The 16239-nt window shown below is 72.3% G+C and carries 18 protein-coding genes and 1 tRNA gene; 15 read left to right on the top strand and 4 right to left on the bottom strand.

All coding sequences use genetic code 11. The features are described from left to right. The first annotated feature begins 84 nt into the window (after positions 1-84). A complete protein-coding gene (pdxH, locus tag ACP56T_RS08470; protein WP_430911695.1) occupies positions 85-705 on the top strand; it encodes a pyridoxamine 5'-phosphate oxidase in 621 nt (206 codons plus the stop codon). A gap of 42 nt (positions 706-747) precedes the next feature. Here the strand turns inward: pdxH and ACP56T_RS08465 are convergent, their stop codons facing one another. Continuing rightward, positions 748-960, bottom strand: coding sequence for a DUF1127 domain-containing protein (locus tag ACP56T_RS08465; RefSeq protein WP_430911694.1), 213 nt, complete (start codon positions 958-960; stop codon positions 748-750). A 109-nt stretch (positions 961-1069) separates the two neighbouring features. Between ACP56T_RS08465 and ACP56T_RS08460 the strand changes: the two genes are divergently transcribed. From ACP56T_RS08460 to ACP56T_RS08435, 6 genes are all read left to right on the top strand, one after another. Then, positions 1070-2407 (top strand): aminotransferase-like domain-containing protein, encoded by a 1338-nt coding sequence (locus tag ACP56T_RS08460; protein WP_430911693.1) that lies wholly within the window; start codon positions 1070-1072, stop codon positions 2405-2407. A gap of 168 nt (positions 2408-2575) precedes the next feature. After that, positions 2576-3298 carry an SDR family NAD(P)-dependent oxidoreductase gene (locus ACP56T_RS08455; RefSeq protein ID WP_430911732.1) on the top strand — a complete coding sequence of 241 codons (723 nt, stop codon included), beginning with the start codon at positions 2576-2578 and terminating at the stop codon, positions 3296-3298. Further along, positions 3291-4421, top strand: coding sequence for a hypothetical protein (locus ACP56T_RS08450; protein WP_430911692.1), 1131 nt, complete (start codon positions 3291-3293; stop codon positions 4419-4421). The genes ACP56T_RS08455 and ACP56T_RS08450 overlap by 8 nt, the downstream gene beginning before the upstream one ends. Then, a complete protein-coding gene (locus ACP56T_RS08445) occupies positions 4418-4876 on the top strand; it encodes an NUDIX hydrolase (RefSeq protein WP_430911691.1) in 459 nt (152 codons plus the stop codon). Before ACP56T_RS08450 ends, ACP56T_RS08445 begins: the two co-directional genes overlap by 4 nt. Next, positions 4873-5331 carry a TIGR02301 family protein gene (locus tag ACP56T_RS08440; protein WP_430911690.1) on the top strand — a complete coding sequence of 153 codons (459 nt, stop codon included), beginning with the start codon at positions 4873-4875 and terminating at the stop codon, positions 5329-5331. The genes ACP56T_RS08445 and ACP56T_RS08440 overlap by 4 nt, the downstream gene beginning before the upstream one ends. A 173-nt stretch (positions 5332-5504) precedes the next feature. Further along, positions 5505-5759, top strand: coding sequence for a hypothetical protein (locus tag ACP56T_RS08435; RefSeq protein WP_430911689.1), 255 nt, complete (start codon positions 5505-5507; stop codon positions 5757-5759). A gap of 6 nt (positions 5760-5765) precedes the next feature. On the opposite strand, the gene ACP56T_RS08430 is transcribed toward ACP56T_RS08435, so the two are convergent. Further along, positions 5766-6155, bottom strand: a complete 390-nt coding sequence (locus tag ACP56T_RS08430; RefSeq protein WP_430911688.1) for a hypothetical protein — start codon at positions 6153-6155, stop codon at positions 5766-5768. Between the two features lie 17 nt (positions 6156-6172). Next, entirely contained in the window at positions 6173-7510 is a 1338-nt protein-coding gene (locus ACP56T_RS08425) for a dihydroorotase (protein ID WP_430911687.1), read from the bottom strand. 98 nt (positions 7511-7608) lie between these two features. Between ACP56T_RS08425 and ygfZ the strand changes: the two genes are divergently transcribed. The 6 genes from ygfZ (at position 7609) to dxs (ending at position 12816) form a co-directional block, all read left to right on the top strand. After that, entirely contained in the window at positions 7609-8454 is an 846-nt protein-coding gene (gene ygfZ, locus ACP56T_RS08420) for a CAF17-like 4Fe-4S cluster assembly/insertion protein YgfZ (RefSeq protein WP_430911686.1), read from the top strand. Between the two features lie 39 nt (positions 8455-8493). Beyond that, positions 8494-9111, top strand: a complete 618-nt coding sequence (locus tag ACP56T_RS08415; protein ID WP_430911685.1) for a DNA-3-methyladenine glycosylase I — start codon at positions 8494-8496, stop codon at positions 9109-9111. A gap of 38 nt (positions 9112-9149) precedes the next feature. Next, entirely contained in the window at positions 9150-9713 is a 564-nt protein-coding gene (locus tag ACP56T_RS08410) for an HD domain-containing protein (protein ID WP_430911731.1), read from the top strand. 31 nt (positions 9714-9744) lie between these two features. After that, the gene (locus ACP56T_RS08405; RefSeq protein ID WP_430911684.1) at positions 9745-10257 is read left to right on the top strand and encodes a tyrosine phosphatase family protein; all 513 of its coding nucleotides are present in this window, start codon (positions 9745-9747) and stop codon (positions 10255-10257) included. 139 nt (positions 10258-10396) lie between these two features. Then, entirely contained in the window at positions 10397-10684 is a 288-nt protein-coding gene (locus tag ACP56T_RS08400) for an exodeoxyribonuclease VII small subunit (RefSeq protein ID WP_430911683.1), read from the top strand. Positions 10685-10818: 134 nt separating this feature from the next. Continuing rightward, complete coding sequence (gene dxs, locus ACP56T_RS08395; protein ID WP_430911682.1) at positions 10819-12816, top strand: 1-deoxy-D-xylulose-5-phosphate synthase; 1998 nt, start codon at positions 10819-10821, stop codon at positions 12814-12816. Positions 12817-12828: 12 nt separating this feature from the next. On the opposite strand, the gene ACP56T_RS08390 is transcribed toward dxs, so the two are convergent. Further along, positions 12829-14676: a chloride channel protein gene (locus ACP56T_RS08390; protein ID WP_430911681.1), complete on the bottom strand. Its 1848-nt coding sequence runs from the start codon at positions 14674-14676 to the stop codon at positions 12829-12831. 153 nt (positions 14677-14829) lie between these two features. Between ACP56T_RS08390 and ACP56T_RS08385 the strand changes: the two genes are divergently transcribed. Both ACP56T_RS08385 and ACP56T_RS08380 read left to right on the top strand, forming a co-directional pair. Beyond that, a tRNA-His gene (locus ACP56T_RS08385) sits at positions 14830-14906 on the top strand. Between the two features lie 281 nt (positions 14907-15187). Then, on the top strand, positions 15188-16159 hold the full coding sequence (locus ACP56T_RS08380; protein WP_430911680.1) for an NAD-dependent epimerase/dehydratase family protein: 972 nt from the start codon (positions 15188-15190) through the stop codon (positions 16157-16159). Positions 16160-16239 lie beyond the last annotated feature (80 nt).

The raw sequence follows: 16239 nt of genomic DNA, 5'->3' as shown, positions 1-16239 counted from the left end.
TGAGCTCTCGACGGCTGGTACGCTGAAACTCTCGTGCCCGTCGTCGGTGCCCCCGACCCGGATGTCACAGGCGAGGATAGAAGCGTGGATCGGTTAAGGATCGATGAGACGGGCCCCGACTTCACCCTGAGCGCGGACCCGTGGGCGCTCTTCACCCAGTGGATGGCTGAGGCCGAGCGCAGCGAACCCGAGGACGCCAACGCGATGTCGCTCGCCACCGCCGGCAGCGACGGGCTCCCGGACGTGCGGGTGGTGCTCCTGAAGGGCGCAGACCCGCGCGGCTTCGTATTCTACACGAATGTCGAATCGGCCAAGGGCGAGGAGCTGGCCCAGAACCCGCAGGCCGCGATGGTGCTCTACTGGAAGAGCCTGCGCCGTCAGGTGCGCGCCCGCGGCCCGGTGACGCGCGTCAGCGATTCCGAGGCGGACGCCTATTTCGCCTCCCGCCGCCGGGAGAGCCGCATCGGCGCCCTGGCGAGCAGCCAGTCGCGCCCGCTGGCCGACCGGCAGACCCTCATGGCACAGGTGGCGGAGCTGACCGCCCGCTACGAGGGCCAGATGGTGCCGAGGCCCGAGCGCTGGACGGGCTTCCGCATCGCGCCCGTCACCATCGAGTTCTGGCAGAACGGCGATTTCCGGCTCCACGACCGGGTGCGGTTCACCCGCGACGGCGACCGCTGGAGCCGCGCGCGGCTCTATCCGTGAGCCGCGGCCGGACCCGCGAGGGCGGGTCCGGGCAACGGGGCGTCAGGCGCGCCAGAACGGCTTCAGGCTCTCCGCGCGGATGGCGTGGACGTCGAGGCCCGCCTCCCGGCACTGCTCGGGATGCAGGGCGGCGAGGGCGCGGCGAACGCGGATGCGCCGGGCCCAGACCTGCCAGATCGGGGCGGGCTTGGCACCGGCGTGGCGCGAAACGGCGAAGAAGCTGTCGAGTTGCCGGGATGTGACGGCGGCGGACATGACGGTCTGATCCGATGACGATGACGGGAGCGATCCGCTCGGGATTGCCTGCGCAGGATTGAACCGATAGGTATCTCGGTGCAATCGAAACATTGAACTCGGATCAATTTTGCGAATGTCCGATTATCGCGGGGTGGCCGATCTCGTGGCCGCCGAGATCGCGGCGGGACGGCTCGGGCCCGGCGACCGCCTGCCCCCGCAGCGGGACTTCGCCTATGCGCGCGGGATCGCGGTCTCCACCGCCAGCCGGGTCTACGCGGAGCTCGCCCGGCGCGGCCTCGTCACCGGCGAGGTCGGGCGCGGCACCTATGTCCGCTCCGATCTCGGCGCCCCGCAGGCGATGCAGTCCGAGCCGCCGCCGGCGGCGCTCGACCTCCAGCGCACCCATTCGACCCTGCCGGAGCAGGAGAGCGCCCTTGCCGAGGTGCTCGGCGTCCTCGCCCGCAACGGGGCGATGGGCACCGCGCTCAACCAGTACGGCCCGGCGGGGACGCCGCGCGCGCGGAGCGCCGCCGCCCGCTTCCTCGCCGTCGACGGGTTTTCCCCCGATCCCGACGGCATCCTGTTCACCGGCAACGGGCGCCAAGCGCTGGCGGCGGCGCTCGCCGCCCTGGCGCTGCCCGGCGAGCGCATCGGCTGCGAGCCGCTGACCTATCCGGCGGTCAAGGGGATTGCCTCGCGGCTCGGCATCGCCCTGGTGCCGCTCGCCCTCGACGCGGAGGGCGTGCGCCCGGAGGCGATCCTCGCGGCGCATCGCGCGGCGCCCTTGAGCGGCCTCTATCTCCAGCCGACCCTGCACAGCCCGCTCGGGCTCACGATGGGCCCCTCCCGCCGGCGGGAAATCGCCTCGGTGCTGGCCGCGACCGGGCTCATGGCCATCGAGGACGGGGTCTACAGCTTCCTCGCCGACGCGGTGCCCCTGGCCGCCTGCGCGCCAGACCGCACGATCCTGGTGGACAGCCTGTCGAAGCGGGTGATGCCGGGCCTCACCCTCGGCCTGATCGCGAGCCCGCGCGACTGGACCGACCGGCTCGCGGCCTCCGTCCGGCAGGGCGGCTGGTCGGCGACGGGGGTGCCGCTGGCGGCCGGGGTGCAGTGGATGAGCGACGGCACGGCGGCCCGGCTCGCCCTCGTCAAGCGGGCGGATGCGCGGGCGCGGCAGGCGATCGCGCGCGCGGGGCTCGCCGGCTTGCAGGTCGGCGGCGATCCCGCCGCCTACCATCTCTGGCTCACCCTGCCGGAGAGCTGGCGCGCGGAAGCCTTCGCGACGGCCGCCCTGAGGCAGGGCGTCGCGCTCACGGCGGCACCGGCCTTCGCCGTGCATCCGGGCCACGCCCCGAACGCGGTCCGCCTCGCGCTGGCGGCGCCCTCGCGCGATGATCTCGCGCGGGCCCTCGCGATCCTGCGGCGCCTCGCCCTCGGCGGGGACGAGGCCGTGACGGATTGAGGCGGCCGCGCTTGCTGCAACGCGGTGACGAAGCTGGATTTCGCCGGCCGCACCGCTTAGACCTGAGCGGGCACCGCACGAGGCGAGGCGGCTCTTCCGCCGGCCCTCCTCCCCGATGCGCGAAGAGGCAGGCTCTTGCCCGTACCGACCAACGATCGCCGGCGCGTCATGCTGCTCACCGGGGCGAGCCGGGGCATCGGCCACGCCACCGTGAAGCGATTCTCGGCCGCGGGCTGGCGCGTCATCACCTGCTCGCGCCATCCCTTCCCGGAGAACTGCCCCTGGGAGATGGGTCCCGAGGACCATCTCCAGGTCGATCTCGCCGATGCCGCCGATACCGAGCGCGCCATCGCGGAGGTGGCCGGGCGCCTCGATGCCGAGGGCGGCCTGCTCCACGCCCTCGTCAACAATGCCGGCATCTCGCCCAAGGGTCCCGAGGGCAGCCGCCTCGGCGCCCTCGCCACCCCCTACGAGGCGTGGGCGCGGGTGTTCCAGGTGAACTTCTTCGCGCCGATGCTGCTGGCGCGGGGGCTGCGCCACGAGCTGACCCGTGCCAAGGGGTCCATCGTCAACGTCACCTCCATCGCGGGCTCGCGGGTGCATCCCTTCGCGGGGGCGGCCTACGGCACCTCGAAGGCGGCGCTCGCCGGGCTCACCCGCGAGATGGCCGCCGATTTCGGGCCGCTCGGGGTGCGCGTCAACGCGATCTCGCCCGGCGAGATCGACACCGCGATCCTCTCGCCCGGCACCGAGAAGCTGGTGGAGCAGATCCCGCAGCGCCGCCTCGGCACCCCCGACGAGGTGGCCAAGGCGATCTATTTCCTGTGCACGGAGGCGTCGTCCTACGTGAACGGCGCCGAGCTGCACATCAACGGCGGACAGCATGTCTGACCGCCGGGCGCGTGCGGTTCTCCTCCTCCTCGCCCTGCCGATCTCGATCCTGGCGACCGGGGGCGCCCTCGGCGCGGAGACGGCGACGGTCACGATCCTCGATCTCCCCTTCAAGGCACGGGCGCTGCGCGGCCCCGGCAGCGAGGTGGCCGTGGCCGCCGCCACCTCCGGCCTGGTGCCGGGCGCCCGCCCCGGAGCGGCCGTGGCCGCCGGCGAGGAGGCGGCCGACCATGCCCCCGTCGCCGTCGTCTGGGGCGAGGGAGGGGGCGCCGCGCTCAGCCTCGTCGACGGGGCCGTGCGCGCCACGCCGCTCGCCGCCGACGCGGTCGAGGGGCTGGTCGCGGCCGAGACGCCGCGCGGCGCGCTGCCCGGCATCCGCCGCGCCGTCTCCGGTGGCCTGAGCGCCTACCTCACCGGCCCGACCCGCGCGGCCTCCGGCGAGGGCGGCCCCAATGCGTCGAGCCTCACCGTGCGCGAGCGCCAGCCCATGGGGATGAGCGCCGATCCGAAGCCCGTGCAGATCTCGACCAGCAACGTTCCGGCCGGCCCCGAGGCGGTCTTCGCGCCCCGCCGCCCGCGCGCGACGCTCATCGGCGGCCAGCCGGCCTTCGTCGCCGTGACCCTGCGGCCGAGCGGAAAATCCGCCCTCGCCCTCGTCGGGCGCAAGGGCGTCGCCTGGGGGCTCGTCGCGGAGGGGCCGCTCCAGGAGGGCGGCGCCCTCAAGGTGGCGGCGGTGGCCGATTTCGCGAAATCCGGCCAGCCGCAGATCGCCGCCGTGAAGGCGCCGGACGCCGCCGGCACCCTCCAGCTCTGGACGGTCTCCGGCGGGGCGCTCTCGCTCGCCGCCGAGGCGCCGGGCTACGCCGAGGGGGCCGACGATTCCGATCTCGCCGCGACCGTCGACCGGGGCGGGGCGACCGAGCTCGCCCTGCCGGTCGCCGACCGTGGCGCCGTCGCCCTCGTCTCCCTGAAGGGCGGCATCGCGGAGCGCGCCCGCATCCCCCTCCCCGCCCCCGCCGGGTTCGGGCTCGCCGTGCTCGGCAAGGGCGCGCAGGCGCGCCTGCTCGTCGGGCTCGCCGACGGCCGGATCGCCGTGGCGCCGATCCCCGACGCGAAGCCGTGAGCGGGGACGACCGGCTCTTCCCGGCCCGGCCCCTGGTCGGCGCCTCGATCGCGGTGATCCGCGACGGCAAGGTGCTGCTCGCCGCCCGCGCCAACGAGCCCCTGCGCGGGGTCTGGACCCTGCCCGGCGGTCTGGTCGAGACCGGCGAGTCCCTGGCCGAGGCGGCGCTGCGCGAGCTCGGCGAGGAGGTCGGGGTGGCGGCGGAGGTCGTCGCGGGCTTGAGCCCCACCGAGATCATCCGGCGCGACGAGGAGGGGCGCGTGCGCCACCATTACGTCGTCCATCCCCATGCCGCCCTCTGGGTCGGCGGGGAGCCGCAGGCCGGCCCCGAGGCGCTCGGCGTGCGTTGGGCGACGCCGGCGGAAGCCGCCGGCCTTCCCACGACGCCCGGACTGTCGATAACCCTGGAGGAGGCTTTCGCCGCCCTCGCCGGCCGCGCGGGGACGGCCGGGTGAGGAGCGCGCGCGTCCTGATGCTCGCCGCCGCGCTCGGCGCCGCCCTGCCCGGCCCGGCGCAGGCCCAGCAGCGCCCCGCAAGGCCTTCCGCGCCCAAGGCCGCCGAGCCGAAACCGGCGGAGAAGGCCCCTCCGCCCCCGGCTCCCGACGCGCCCGCCCCCTACGACCGCGACCTGATGCGCCTGTCCGAGATCATCGGCGCCCTGGCCTTCCTGCGGGGCCTCTGCGGCGGCCCGGACGCGCCGCAATGGCCGGCCCGGATGAAGGCGCTGATGGAGGCCGAAGGCGTCTCGCCCGCCCGCCGCGAGCGCCTCGCCGGCGCCTATAACCGGGGCTATCGCGGCTACGCCCTCACCTACCGGGTCTGCACGCCCTCCGCGCAGGAGGCCGCGACCCTTTACGCGGCCGAGGGAGACCGGCTCTCGCGCGCTCTCGCTGGCCGATTCGGGGGGTGATCCGGCCACAGTGATGCAAGGGAGCCACGGATGTGGACGCCGTTGTATTTCCGCCGAAATCGAGCGCCGCCGTTAACCTCTCCGAAATTCCCGGCTGGCCGGGGGACGCGGAGCCGCCTATCATCCACTCGTCCCACTGCGGCTCCCGCCGCGGCGCAATGGATGTCGATCCCATGCCCCACACCGCCGATGCCGTGCCTTTCGAGGCGGATCTCGACGAGAAGCGCGCCGCGCTGAGCTATGTCTCGGAAGCGTTCGCGGAGGGCTGTCTCGACGGGCTCGACGGCGACTGCATGGCCCAGGCCGCCCTGTTCGCGGCCTTCCAGGAGCTGGTGGCGAGCTACGGCGAGGATGCCACCGCGCGCTACGCCGAAAGCCTGCCCGAGCGCATCCGCGGCGGCGCCTTCACGACGGGATTGCAGCACTAGAACGCGTCAGTCTGCCGCCGACGGGGCATAAACGGTAAAGGTAATTTCGCATCCGATGGCGGCCAGTGCCGCCATCGTGGTCTGTGAGATGCCGAACTCTGTCGAGTGAGGTCGCGTACCGGCCCGCACCCCGATATTGACTGTCCGCCGCCGGAAGCCGTCCCATAGGCTGCGCGCTTCCGGCGAAAGGTTCTCGATGGCGGCTGTCAGCGCGTCCAGACAGGACTGCGCGTCGCTAAAGGTATCGTTCAGCTCGAACGAAGCCCAGGTAGGCTCCCGGTACATCGGGATCGCCTTGCGACCGAGAGCGGTGATGAATTCAGCCACCCCGGTCTCGCCGTGGACATCGATGTCGACATTCGCGAACCGTGTCGGCGCATCCGCTTCGGAACGCATGTCGGGCCGCTTGCTCCTCAATGGGAAGCCGCCAAAGCCTCCTCGAACACCACGGGCTCGCCCTGCGACAGGCCGGTCAACACGCCCTCCCACATCACCCGCCTGCCCCGCACCAGCGTGCCCACCGGCCAGCCGGTGACGGTCACGCCGTCATAGGGCGTCCAGGCGGATTTCGAGGCGATCCAGTCGTTGCGGATGGTCTCGCGGCGCTTGAGGTCGACCACGGTGACGTCGGCGTCGTAGCCGGCGGCGAGGCGGCCTTTGCGCGCGATACCGAACAGGCGCTTCGGGCCGGCGCTGGTCATGTCGACGAAGCGGGCCAGCGACAGCCGGCCGGCGGCCACATGGTCGAGCATGATCGGCACCAGCGTCTGCACGCCGGTCATCCCCGAGGGCGAATCGGGATAGGGCTTGGCCTTCTCCTCCAGCGTATGGGGCGCGTGGTCGGAGCCAAGGATGTCGGCGACGCCCTGGGTCAGGCCCCGCCAGATGCCGTCGCGGTGGCCGGCGCGCACGGGCGGGTTCATCTGGATGAGATTGCCGAGGCGCGGATAGGCCTCGGCGCCGTCGAGCGTCAGGTGGTGCGGCGTCACCTCGACGCTGGCCACGTCCTTGTGCTCGGCGAGAAACACCATCTCCTCCGCCGTGGAGATGTGCAGGATGTGGATGCGCGCGCCCGTCTCGTGGGCGAGCGCCACCAGCCGCCGGGTCGCCTTCAGCGCCACCTCCGGCGAGCGCCAGACCGGGTGCGACGACGGATCGCCCGGCACGCGCAGGTCTTTCCGCTCGCGCAGCATGGGCTCGTCTTCCGAGTGGAAGGCGGCGCGGCGGCGGATGTTCTTGAGGATCGCCCGAACCCCCGCGTCGTCCTCCACCAGCAGCGCCCCCGTCGAGGAGCCGACGAAGACCTTGATCCCGGCCGCCCCCGGCAGGCGCTCCAGCTCCGCCACCTCTCCCGCGTTCTCGTGGGTGCCGCCGACCCAGAAGGCGAAGTCGCAATGCATCCGGTGGCGGGCGCGCGCCACCTTGTCGGCCAGCGTCGCCGCGCTGGTGGTCAGCGGGTTGGTGTTCGGCATCTCGAAGACGGCGGTGACGCCGCCCATCACCGCGGCGCGGGAGCCCGATTCCAGGTCCTCCTTGTGATCGAGGCCCGGCTCGCGGAAGTGCACCTGGCTGTCGATGACGCCGGGCAGCAGGTGCAGCCCGGTGCAGTCCTGGCGCTCCTGCGCGGGGGCGCCTGCGAGGTCGCCGATCCGCGCGATCCGTCCGGCGCGGATGCCGAGATCGGCGCGGTGCTCGCCGTCGTGGTTCACCACCGTGCCGCCGGAGAGGACGAGATCGAAGGGCTCTTCCATATGGCTGGCTCCGGCGCGGTTGAGGGCGGGTCGGCCGGGGCTTATGTCAGCCCCGCCCCCGGCGCAACGCCGCCGGAGCGACGGACCCCGGAGCCGCCATGCCCATCGCCCTCCTTCCCGACCGCACGATCGTCGCCGTCACGGGCGAGGAGGCCGAGACCTTCCTGCAAGGCGTCGTCACCTGCAACGTCGCCACGCTTGCCGAAGGCGAGGCCCGGCTCGGGGCCCTGCTCACGCCGCAGGGCAAGATCCTGTTCGATTTCCTGATCTCGCGCGGCGAAGGGGGCTTCCGGCTCGACGTCGCCGCCGAGCGCGCCGCCGATCTCGCCAAGCGCCTCGGCCTCTACCGCCTGCGGGCCAAGGTCGCGTTCGCTCCCGATCCGACCGTCGCGGTGGCGGCCGCCTGGGGCGGTTCCGTGCCGGCCGCCGAGGTCTCCACCCTGCGAGACGGGCGCCTGTCCGAGCTTGGGAACCGCCTCTATGCTGCCGAAGGCGCGTTCTCGGCGGACGCGACGGAGGCCGACTATCACGCCCATCGTATCGGCTTGGGCATTCCCGAGGGCGGGCGCGATTTCCCCTTCGGCGAGGCGTTTCCGCACGAGGCGCTGATGGACCAGATCGGCGGCGTCGACTTCAGGAAGGGCTGCTACGTGGGCCAGGAGGTGGTCTCGCGCATGCAGCATCGCGGCACTGCGCGCACCCGCATTGTGCCCGTGGTCTATCGCGACGGGCAGGCGCCGGAGGCCGGCACCGAGATCGTGGCCGGCCAGAAGAGCCTCGGCGCCACCGGCAGCGGCGCCGGCACGCGGGGGCTCGCATCGCTGCGCCTCGACCGCCTCGCCGATGCCCTGGCCGCCGGGGAGCCCCTGCGGGCCGGCGGCGCGACCCTCGGCGTCGAGAAGCCGGCCTTCGCCAGCTTCCCCGTCCCGGACGCCGCCGTCTGAGGCTTGGCCCGACCGGAAGCGCCCGCTAAACCCGGAGGCATGTCAGCGGAAATCGGCCTGATCGCCCATCCCGACGGTTGTCCCCGCTGCTGGTGGGCCGGCCTCGATCCGCTCTATGTCGGCTATCACGACACGGAATGGGGCGTGCCGGAGCACGACTCGCGCGCCCTCTACGAAAAGCTGATCCTCGACGGGTTCCAGGCCGGGCTCTCCTGGATCACGATCCTGCGCCGCCGCGAGGGCTTCCGCCGGGCCTTCGCGGGTTTCGAGCCCGAGCGGATCGCCCGCTTCACCCCCGAGGACGTGGAGCGGCTGATGGGCGATACCGGCATCATCCGCAACCGCGCCAAGATCGTCGGCACCGTCGCCGGGGCGCGGGCATGGCTGCGCATCGAGGAGAGCGGCCCCGGCTTCTCCCGCTTCCTGTGGGACTTCGTGGACGGCGTGCCGATCCAGGGCGGCCTCCGCTCGCGCGCCGATGTCGCCACACAGACCGAGGTCTCGGCGCGCATTGGCAAGGCTCTGAAGGCGGAAGGCTTTTCGTTCGTCGGGCCGACCATCGTCCACGCCTTCATGCAGGCGGTGGGGATGGTCAACGACCATCTCGTCGGCTGCCACCGGCACGCGGCCTGCGCGGCTCTCGGCAATCCGACGTGAGCCGGCCGCGTGAGAGAACCGCGCGCGCCTGGCAGCGCATGCTCTCCGGGCGCCGGCTCGATCTCCTCGACCCCTCGCCCCTCGACATCGAGATCGCCGACATCGCCCACGGGCTCGCCCGCGTCGCCCGCTGGAACGGCCAGACGGAGGGGCCGCACGTCTTCTCGGTGGCTCAGCATTCCCTGCTGGTGGAGGCGGTCGGCCGCCATCTCGACCCCGAGCTGACGCCGCCGCAGGCCCTGGAGCTGCTGCTGCACGACGCGCCCGAATACGTCGTCGGCGACATCATCTCGCCCCTGAAGGCGGCCATCGGCGATTCCTACAAGGGCGTCGAGCGGCGCCTGCTCGCGGCCATCCGACGCCGCTTCGGGCTCCCCGCCCCGAGCCCCGCCTTCGCCCGCCTCGTCAAGCGCGCGGACCGCATCGCGGCCCAGGCAGAGGCGGTGCGGCTCGCCGGGTTCTCGCCGGAAGAGGCCGCACGCTATTTCGGCCGCCCGCGCTGGCTGCCCGAGCCGGTGACGGCACTCTGCGAGCCCTGGCCCACCGCCGAGGCGCAGGCGCGCTACCTCGCCCGCTTCCACGAGCTCCTGCCCCCGGATTGACGCCGCCGCCGCAACCGCCCCAGGAAGCGCCATGCCCCGCATCCATGTCTGCTCCCTCGCACGCCTGCCCGAGACCCTCGCGTCGAGCGGGGCGAGCCATGTCCTCACGCTGCTCGGCAACCGCGCGAAGATGGAGCGTCCGGCCGCGATCCGCCCGGACCGCTACGAGGCGGTGCTCGTCAGCGACGTGGTCGCGGCGCAGGAGGGGCACGTCCTGCCCGCCGAGGAGCATGTGGCGCGCATCCTCGCCTTCGCGCGGGCCTGGGACCGGGAGAAGCCGCTCCTCATCCACTGCTACGCGGGCGTCAGCCGCTCGACGGCGGCCGCCTATATCGCCGCCTGCGCCCTGATGCCCGAGCGCGACGAGGGCGAGATGGCGCGCGTCCTGCGCGCGGCCTCCCCCACCGCGACCCCGAACCGCCTCTTCGTCGAGATCGGCGACGGCCTGCTCGGGCGTCGGGGCCGCATGGTCGCGGGCATAGCCGCCATCGGCCGGGGCGAGGACTGCTTCGAGGGAACGCCCTTCCACATCCCCCTCGACTGACGGATCCCCCGAAGAATCCTGTGGCCGAAACGACGCCCCGGCCGGCGATTGCGTGCCCGCCGGCACCGCGCCCCGGCGCGGCAGGGTTGTATGCCGGAGCCTCGGCGATTTAGAACCGACCTCAAGAGGAATGCGTGGGATGACAGAAGCCCGACCGTCCGCGGCGTCGAAGACCGGCGCGCCGGCGCAGGATACGCCGTTCGAAGGCATGCCGTTCGAGGCGGCGCTGGCCGAGCTCGAGGAGATCGTGCGCCAGCTCGAGCAGGGCGACGTTCCGCTCGAACGCTCGATCGCCATCTACGAGCGCGGCGAGACCCTGAAGCGCCATTGCGACGGGCTGCTGAAGACCGCCGAGCAGCGCATCCAGAGAATCGCGACGGGGCCGGATGGCAAGGCCGCCGGCGTCGCTCCCCTCGACGTCGAGTAGGGCCGCCCGATGGCGCCTCCCCCGGCGGTTTCCTTCGGCGGCACAGGCCTTTCGGCCCTGCCCCGCCTGTCCGACACGACTGCCCGTGGCGCGCCGATGCCCGCGCCGCGCGGTCGCCAGTGAGGGTTCAGCCCGTGTCCTCGACTTCCACCTCTCTCCTTGACGGCCTGTCTGACCCGTCGTCGCTTCGGCTGTTGCCGGAGTCTGAGTTGCAGGCTGTTGCGGACGCGGTTCGGTCGGAGATGATCGATGCGGTGTCGGTGACGGGGGGGCATCTGGGCTCGGGGCTCGGGGTGGTGGAGCTGACGGTGGCGCTGCACCACGTCTTCGACACCCCCGACGACCGCATCGTCTGGGATGTCGGCCACCAGGCCTATCCGCACAAGATCCTCACCGGGCGGCGCGACCGCATCCGCACGCTCCGCCAGGGGGGCGGGCTGTCGGGCTTCACCAAGCGGAGCGAGAGCGTCTACGATCCGTTCGGCGCGGCCCATTCCTCGACCTCGATCTCGGCCGGGCTCGGCATGGCCGTGGCGCGCGATCTCGACGCGGCCGCCGCCAAGGCGAAGGGCGCCGAGGCCCCCAAGCGCAAGAACGTGGTGGCCGTGATCGGCGACGGCTCGATGTCGGCGGGCATGGCCTACGAGGCGATGAACAACGCCGGCGCCATGCATTCGCGCCTCATCGTGGTGCTCAACGACAACGACATGTCCATCGCCCCGCCGGTGGGCGCCATGTCGGCCTATCTGGCGCGGCTCGCTTCCGGGGGCGCCTATCGGGGCTTGCGCGAGACAGCCAAGCAGCTCGGCAAGCTCCTGCCCAAGGCGATCTACGAGCGCGCCGCGCGCGCCGAGGAATATGCCCGCAACCTGATCACGGGGGGCGGCGGCACCATGTTCGAGGAGATGGGCTTCTACTACGTGGGCCCCGTCGACGGGCACAATCTCGACCACCTGCTGCCCGTGCTCAAGAACGTGCGCGATTCCGACCAGGGCCCGATCCTGCTCCACGTCGTCACGCGCAAGGGCAAGGGCTACGGCCCGGCCGAGGCCAGCGCCGACCGCTATCACGGCGTCGTCAAGTTCGACGTGCTCTCGGGGGTGCAGGCCAAGGCCAAGCCCAATGCGCCGGCCTATACCCGGGTGTTCGGCGAGAGCCTGATCAAGGCGGCGGATGCCGACGACAAGGTGGTGGCGATCACCGCCGCCATGCCCGGCGGCACCGGCATCGACCTGTTCGGCAAGGCGCACCCGGACAAGACCTTCGACGTCGGCATCGCCGAGCAGCACGCGGTGACGTTTGCGGGCGGGCTGGCGACGGAGGGCTACAAGCCGTTCGTGGCGATCTACTCGACCTTCCTGCAACGGGCCTACGACCAGGTGGTGCACGACGTGGCCTTGCAGAACCTGCCCGTGCGCTTCTGCATGGACCGGGCGGGGCTGGTCGGCGCGGACGGGGCGACGCATGCGGGCGCCTTCGACCTCGCCTATCTGTGCTGCCTGCCGAACATGACGGTGATGGCGGCCTCCGACGAGGCCGAGCTGGTGCACATGGTGGCGACCCTGCACGCGCATGACGGCGGCCCGAGCGCGCTGCGCTATCCGCGCGGCGAGGGCGTCGGGGTCGACCTGCCGGAGAAGGGCGAGGTGCTCGAGATCGGCAAGGGCCGGATCGTGCGCCGCGCGGGGGAGACCAAGGGCGGCGCGCGGGTGGCGCTGCTGTCCCTCGGCACGCGCCTCGCCGAGGCGCTCAAGGCCGCCGACAGGCTGGAGGAAGCGGGCGTCGCCGTCACCGTGGCGGACGCGCGCTTCGCCAAGCCGCTCGACGAGGCGCTGATCCTCGATCTCGCCGCCACGCACGACGTGCTGGTGACGCTGGAGGAGGGCTCGGTGGGCGGCTTCGGGGCGATGGTGCTGCATCTGCTCGCCGAGAAGGGCGCCCTCGATGCCGGCCGCGTCCGGGTCCGCACCATGACGCTCCCCGACCGCTACCAGGACCACGACACCCCCGACAAAATGTACGCCGACGCAAAGCTCGACGCCGACGGAATCGTCGACATGGTCCAAAAGACAATCCCCGAGAAAAAGGGTCGCGGCGCCAATGTCGTCAGCGTCGCCCGCCGGCCGCGCTGAGGCGCGAAGGCTTCAGACCCCCTCCCCCGCCATCGCCTGACGCTGGCGGTCGAGCTCCTCGCTGTAGCGCTTGAGCGTGTGGCTCTCGGTGAGGAGACCGATCACGGTAAGCGTCGCCGCGTCGTCGACGACGGCGAGCGCCTCGCTCTCGGTTCGGTCGAAGGCGGCGGCTGCCTCCTTGGCGTTCATCTCCGGGGTCAGGAAGTCCCGCGGGTGGCGCAGGATGTCGGCGAGCGTCCGGGGCTCCCCTTCGGCGTCGCGGGCGGCGTCGTCGCGCATGGCGGCATGGGCCTCTGGTACCATGACGATGCCGGCATAGCGCTCCGCCCCGTCCACGACCACGATCCGCGAGGGCGAGCCGAGGGGATGGGCGCGCAGGAACTCCGCCAGCGGCATGTCGACCCGCACCGGCCGGATCTCGCGCCGCATCAGCCGGCCGACGGTGAGGTTTCGGATCCAGCCGATGTCGTGGGCCGAGCGGATGCTCTCCCCGCGCAGGTGGAAGCGCCAGGTGGCGAAGGAGTAGCCGAAGGTCTTCCGCACCGCGAGGGAGGAGGCGATCACCGCCACAAGCACCAGCCCCGTGACGGGAAAGCTGCCCGTGGCCTCGAGCGCCAGGAAGGTCATGGTCAGCGGCCCACCGACCACCGCCACCGCCAGCGCGCTCATGCCGATCACCGCGTAATCCGGCGGCATCAGCCCGAAGGAGGCGAGGCCCGGCGAGAGCGCGTAGAAGATCTTGCCCGCCAGCGCCCCGAGAAAAAGCGAGGCGAAGAACAATCCTCCGCGAAACCCCGAGCCGATGGAGAGAGCGGAGGCCGTCGCCTTGCCCGCGTAGAGCAGCGCCAGCCCCGCCGCGCCATAGGCCGGCGCCTCCGCCGAGACATGCAGGTGCAGCGCCCCGTGCCCGCCCGACAGCACCTGCGGGCCGAGGGTCAGGGCGAGGAGGCCGACGCCGAGGCCGCCGAGGGCGGGCGCCGCCGCCTGCGGCAGCCTGGTCGCGCGCACGGCCTGCTCCACCAGGGTGACGCCGCGCATCAGGGCGATGCCGAGACCCGCGCAGACGAGCCCCAGGGCGACGCTCGGGATCGTGTCCAGGCCGGAGACCGCCGCCGCGAAGGACGAGCCGGCCTCCGGGATCGCCGCGAGCGCCGGCCCGGAGACCAGCGCCCGCGAGACGAGGCTTCCGCACAACGCCGCGACCACCACCGGCGTCAGGGTGGCGATGGAATAGGTGCCGATGATGAGCTCGAACGCGTAGAAGGCGCCCGTGAGCGGCGCGCCGAAGGCGGCCGCGATGGCGGCGGCCGATCCGCATCCGACCAGCGTGCGCAGGTCTCCCCGGCGGACCTCGAAGGCGAGCCCGAGCCGCGAGGCGATGCTGGCCGAGAGCTGCGTGTAGCCGGCCTCCAGCCCCACCGAGGCGCCGCAGCCGTTGGAGAGGACGTTCTGCGCGGCGACATAGGCGGAATCGCGTAGCGACAGCCGGCCGCCATGCAGCGCGTTCGCCTCGATGGGGTCGATCACCGGCCGCCTCTTGCCGCGTCTCAGCCCGATGGCGAGGACGGTGAGGCCCAGCACGATCCCGCCGAGCGCCGGGACGAGGGCCAGCCAGGGGCTCGCCAGTGCCGACGACGCGCTGAGACGGGTGCCGTGGGAGAGCCCGTAGAGGTGCTCGCGCATTCCCTGCGCGACGAGATTCATGCCCGACACCGCGACGCCCGAGGCGCAGCCGATCACGGCGGCGAGGAGGGCGAGGCCGATCTCGCTGCCGCGGACGAGGCCGCGCAGGCGGCCGGGCGCCTGAAGGATCGTCCGGCGGTCGAGCAGGCGGCGCGCCGGGGCGCGGGTCGGGGGCATCGTGTCTCCGGTCAATGTCCCGCTTGTGGCCGCGAGCGGGTGGCGCGCGCAAGCCCGCCGCCGTCCCGAGCGGGCGCCGCGTCCACAAGGCGCAAAAGAGAAGGGCCGGGAGCTTGAAAACCGGCCGACCCCGCGATACACGCAGCGCCTCGGGCCGCCGTAGCTCAGTTGGTTAGAGCACCAGATTGTGGATCTGGGGGTCCCCCGTTCGAGCCGGGGCGGTGGTACCATCGAATTTATCGGACGTTGCGAGGGGTTGGCTTCAGGCTGGCCCCTTTTTGCTGTCGCGGCCTTCTTCGTTCGCGGCAGGCCCGTCCCGGCGGCGATTCATGGCGGCTTGGGCCTCATGCCTGCGTCGACCGCGCCCGGCAGGAGCCTGTTTGAGAGACGTTGCTTCCGGTTCCCCATCCCGAGAGACGGCGGAACAATCGATCGGGGTCTGTCGGGCGCGTCTGAAAGCGCCTAGAGCGGATGCTTCCATGCGCGCGGTTCCGCATGGAGGGAGACGGGCGTGGCAATCCATGTGATCACGGGGGGCGCGGGCTTCGTCGCCGTCAATCTCGCCGGGAGACTGCTGGATCGGGGCGTCGGCGTGCTCGCGCTCGACGACCTGTCGCGGGGGCGGCGCGACTATTGGGAGCCTTTCGCCGGGCGCGACGGATTTCGCTCCGAGGTCGTCGATCTGACGGACCTGACCGCCTTTCGCGCCGCCTTGGCCCCGGCCGCCGAGCGGGGCGGCGTGTCCGACATCTGGCACCTCGCGGCCAATTCCGACATTCCCGCCGGTATCGCCGACCCGGCGATAGACCTCCGGCAGACCTTCATGACGACGTTCAACACCCTGATCGTCGCGAAGGAGGTCTCGGCGCAGGTTCTCCATTTCGCGTCGAGCTCGGCCATTTACGGCGATCTCGGCGAGCAGGCGATCCACGAGGATATCGGGCCGCTCGAGCCGATCTCGAACTACGGCGCCATGAAGCTCGCCTCGGAGGCGCAGATCCGCGCGGCGGTCGAGGCCCATTTGCCGCGTGCGAACGTATTCCGCTTTCCCAACGTCGTCGGCGTGCCCGCGACCCACGGAGTGATGCTCGACTTCGTCCACAAGCTGCGCGCGACCCCGGACACCCTCGACGTGCTCGGCGACGGCTCCCAGCGCAAGGCCTATCTTCATGTCGAGGATCTCGTCGAGGCGATGCTGTTCATCGCCGACAAGGCGCCCGCCCGCTACAACGTCTACAACGTCGGTCCCTCGGACGAGGGCATCCATGTCCGCGAGATCGCCGAAATCGTGCGCGACCGCGTGTCGCCCGCCGCCCGCATCCGGTACGGAACGGGCTCGCGCGGCTGGATCGGCGACGTGCCGCGCTTCCGATACAGCACCGAGCGTCTGGCGCGGCTCGGCTGGAGCCCGCGGCTCGACTCGCGCGCCGCCGTGCTGCGGGCCGTGGACCAGATCGTCGCGCAGGAAACGGGGCGGCCCTGACGATGCGGCTACCGCTTGGCGGAACGGTGGCCGTCTCGTCCCGATCCGGCGAGGCGGGCCAGGCTCGTCTCGCCCAAGTC

This window comes from Methylobacterium endophyticum (assembly GCF_050591105.1).
Classification (GTDB): Bacteria; Pseudomonadota; Alphaproteobacteria; order Rhizobiales; family Beijerinckiaceae; genus Methylobacterium.
This window is presented reverse-complemented; position numbering and strand designations above follow the sequence as displayed.

What these genes read in the sequence shown, in the direction of transcription:
- ACP56T_RS08405 (WP_430911684.1), top strand. Translation starts at nt 9,745, where the DNA reads ATGCCCCGCATCCATGTCTGCTCCCTCGCACGCCTGCCCGAGACCCTC.
- ACP56T_RS08425 (WP_430911687.1), bottom strand. Translation starts at nt 7,510, where the DNA reads ATGGAAGAGCCCTTCGATCTCGTCCTCTCCGGCGGCACGGTGGTGAAC.
- ACP56T_RS08450 (WP_430911692.1), top strand. Translation starts at nt 3,291, where the DNA reads ATGTCTGACCGCCGGGCGCGTGCGGTTCTCCTCCTCCTCGCCCTGCCG.
- ACP56T_RS08400 (WP_430911683.1), top strand. Translation starts at nt 10,397, where the DNA reads ATGACAGAAGCCCGACCGTCCGCGGCGTCGAAGACCGGCGCGCCGGCG.
- ACP56T_RS08465 (WP_430911694.1), bottom strand. Translation starts at nt 960, where the DNA reads ATGTCCGCCGCCGTCACATCCCGGCAACTCGACAGCTTCTTCGCCGTT.
- ACP56T_RS08415 (WP_430911685.1), top strand. Translation starts at nt 8,494, where the DNA reads ATGTCAGCGGAAATCGGCCTGATCGCCCATCCCGACGGTTGTCCCCGC.
- ACP56T_RS08435 (WP_430911689.1), top strand. Translation starts at nt 5,505, where the DNA reads ATGCCCCACACCGCCGATGCCGTGCCTTTCGAGGCGGATCTCGACGAG.
- ACP56T_RS08455 (WP_430911732.1), top strand. Translation starts at nt 2,576, where the DNA reads ATGCTGCTCACCGGGGCGAGCCGGGGCATCGGCCACGCCACCGTGAAG.
- ACP56T_RS08410 (WP_430911731.1), top strand. Translation starts at nt 9,150, where the DNA reads ATGCTCTCCGGGCGCCGGCTCGATCTCCTCGACCCCTCGCCCCTCGAC.
- ACP56T_RS08430 (WP_430911688.1), bottom strand. Translation starts at nt 6,155, where the DNA reads ATGCGTTCCGAAGCGGATGCGCCGACACGGTTCGCGAATGTCGACATC.
- ACP56T_RS08390 (WP_430911681.1), bottom strand. Translation starts at nt 14,676, where the DNA reads ATGCCCCCGACCCGCGCCCCGGCGCGCCGCCTGCTCGACCGCCGGACG.
- ygfZ (WP_430911686.1), top strand. Translation starts at nt 7,609, where the DNA reads ATGCCCATCGCCCTCCTTCCCGACCGCACGATCGTCGCCGTCACGGGC.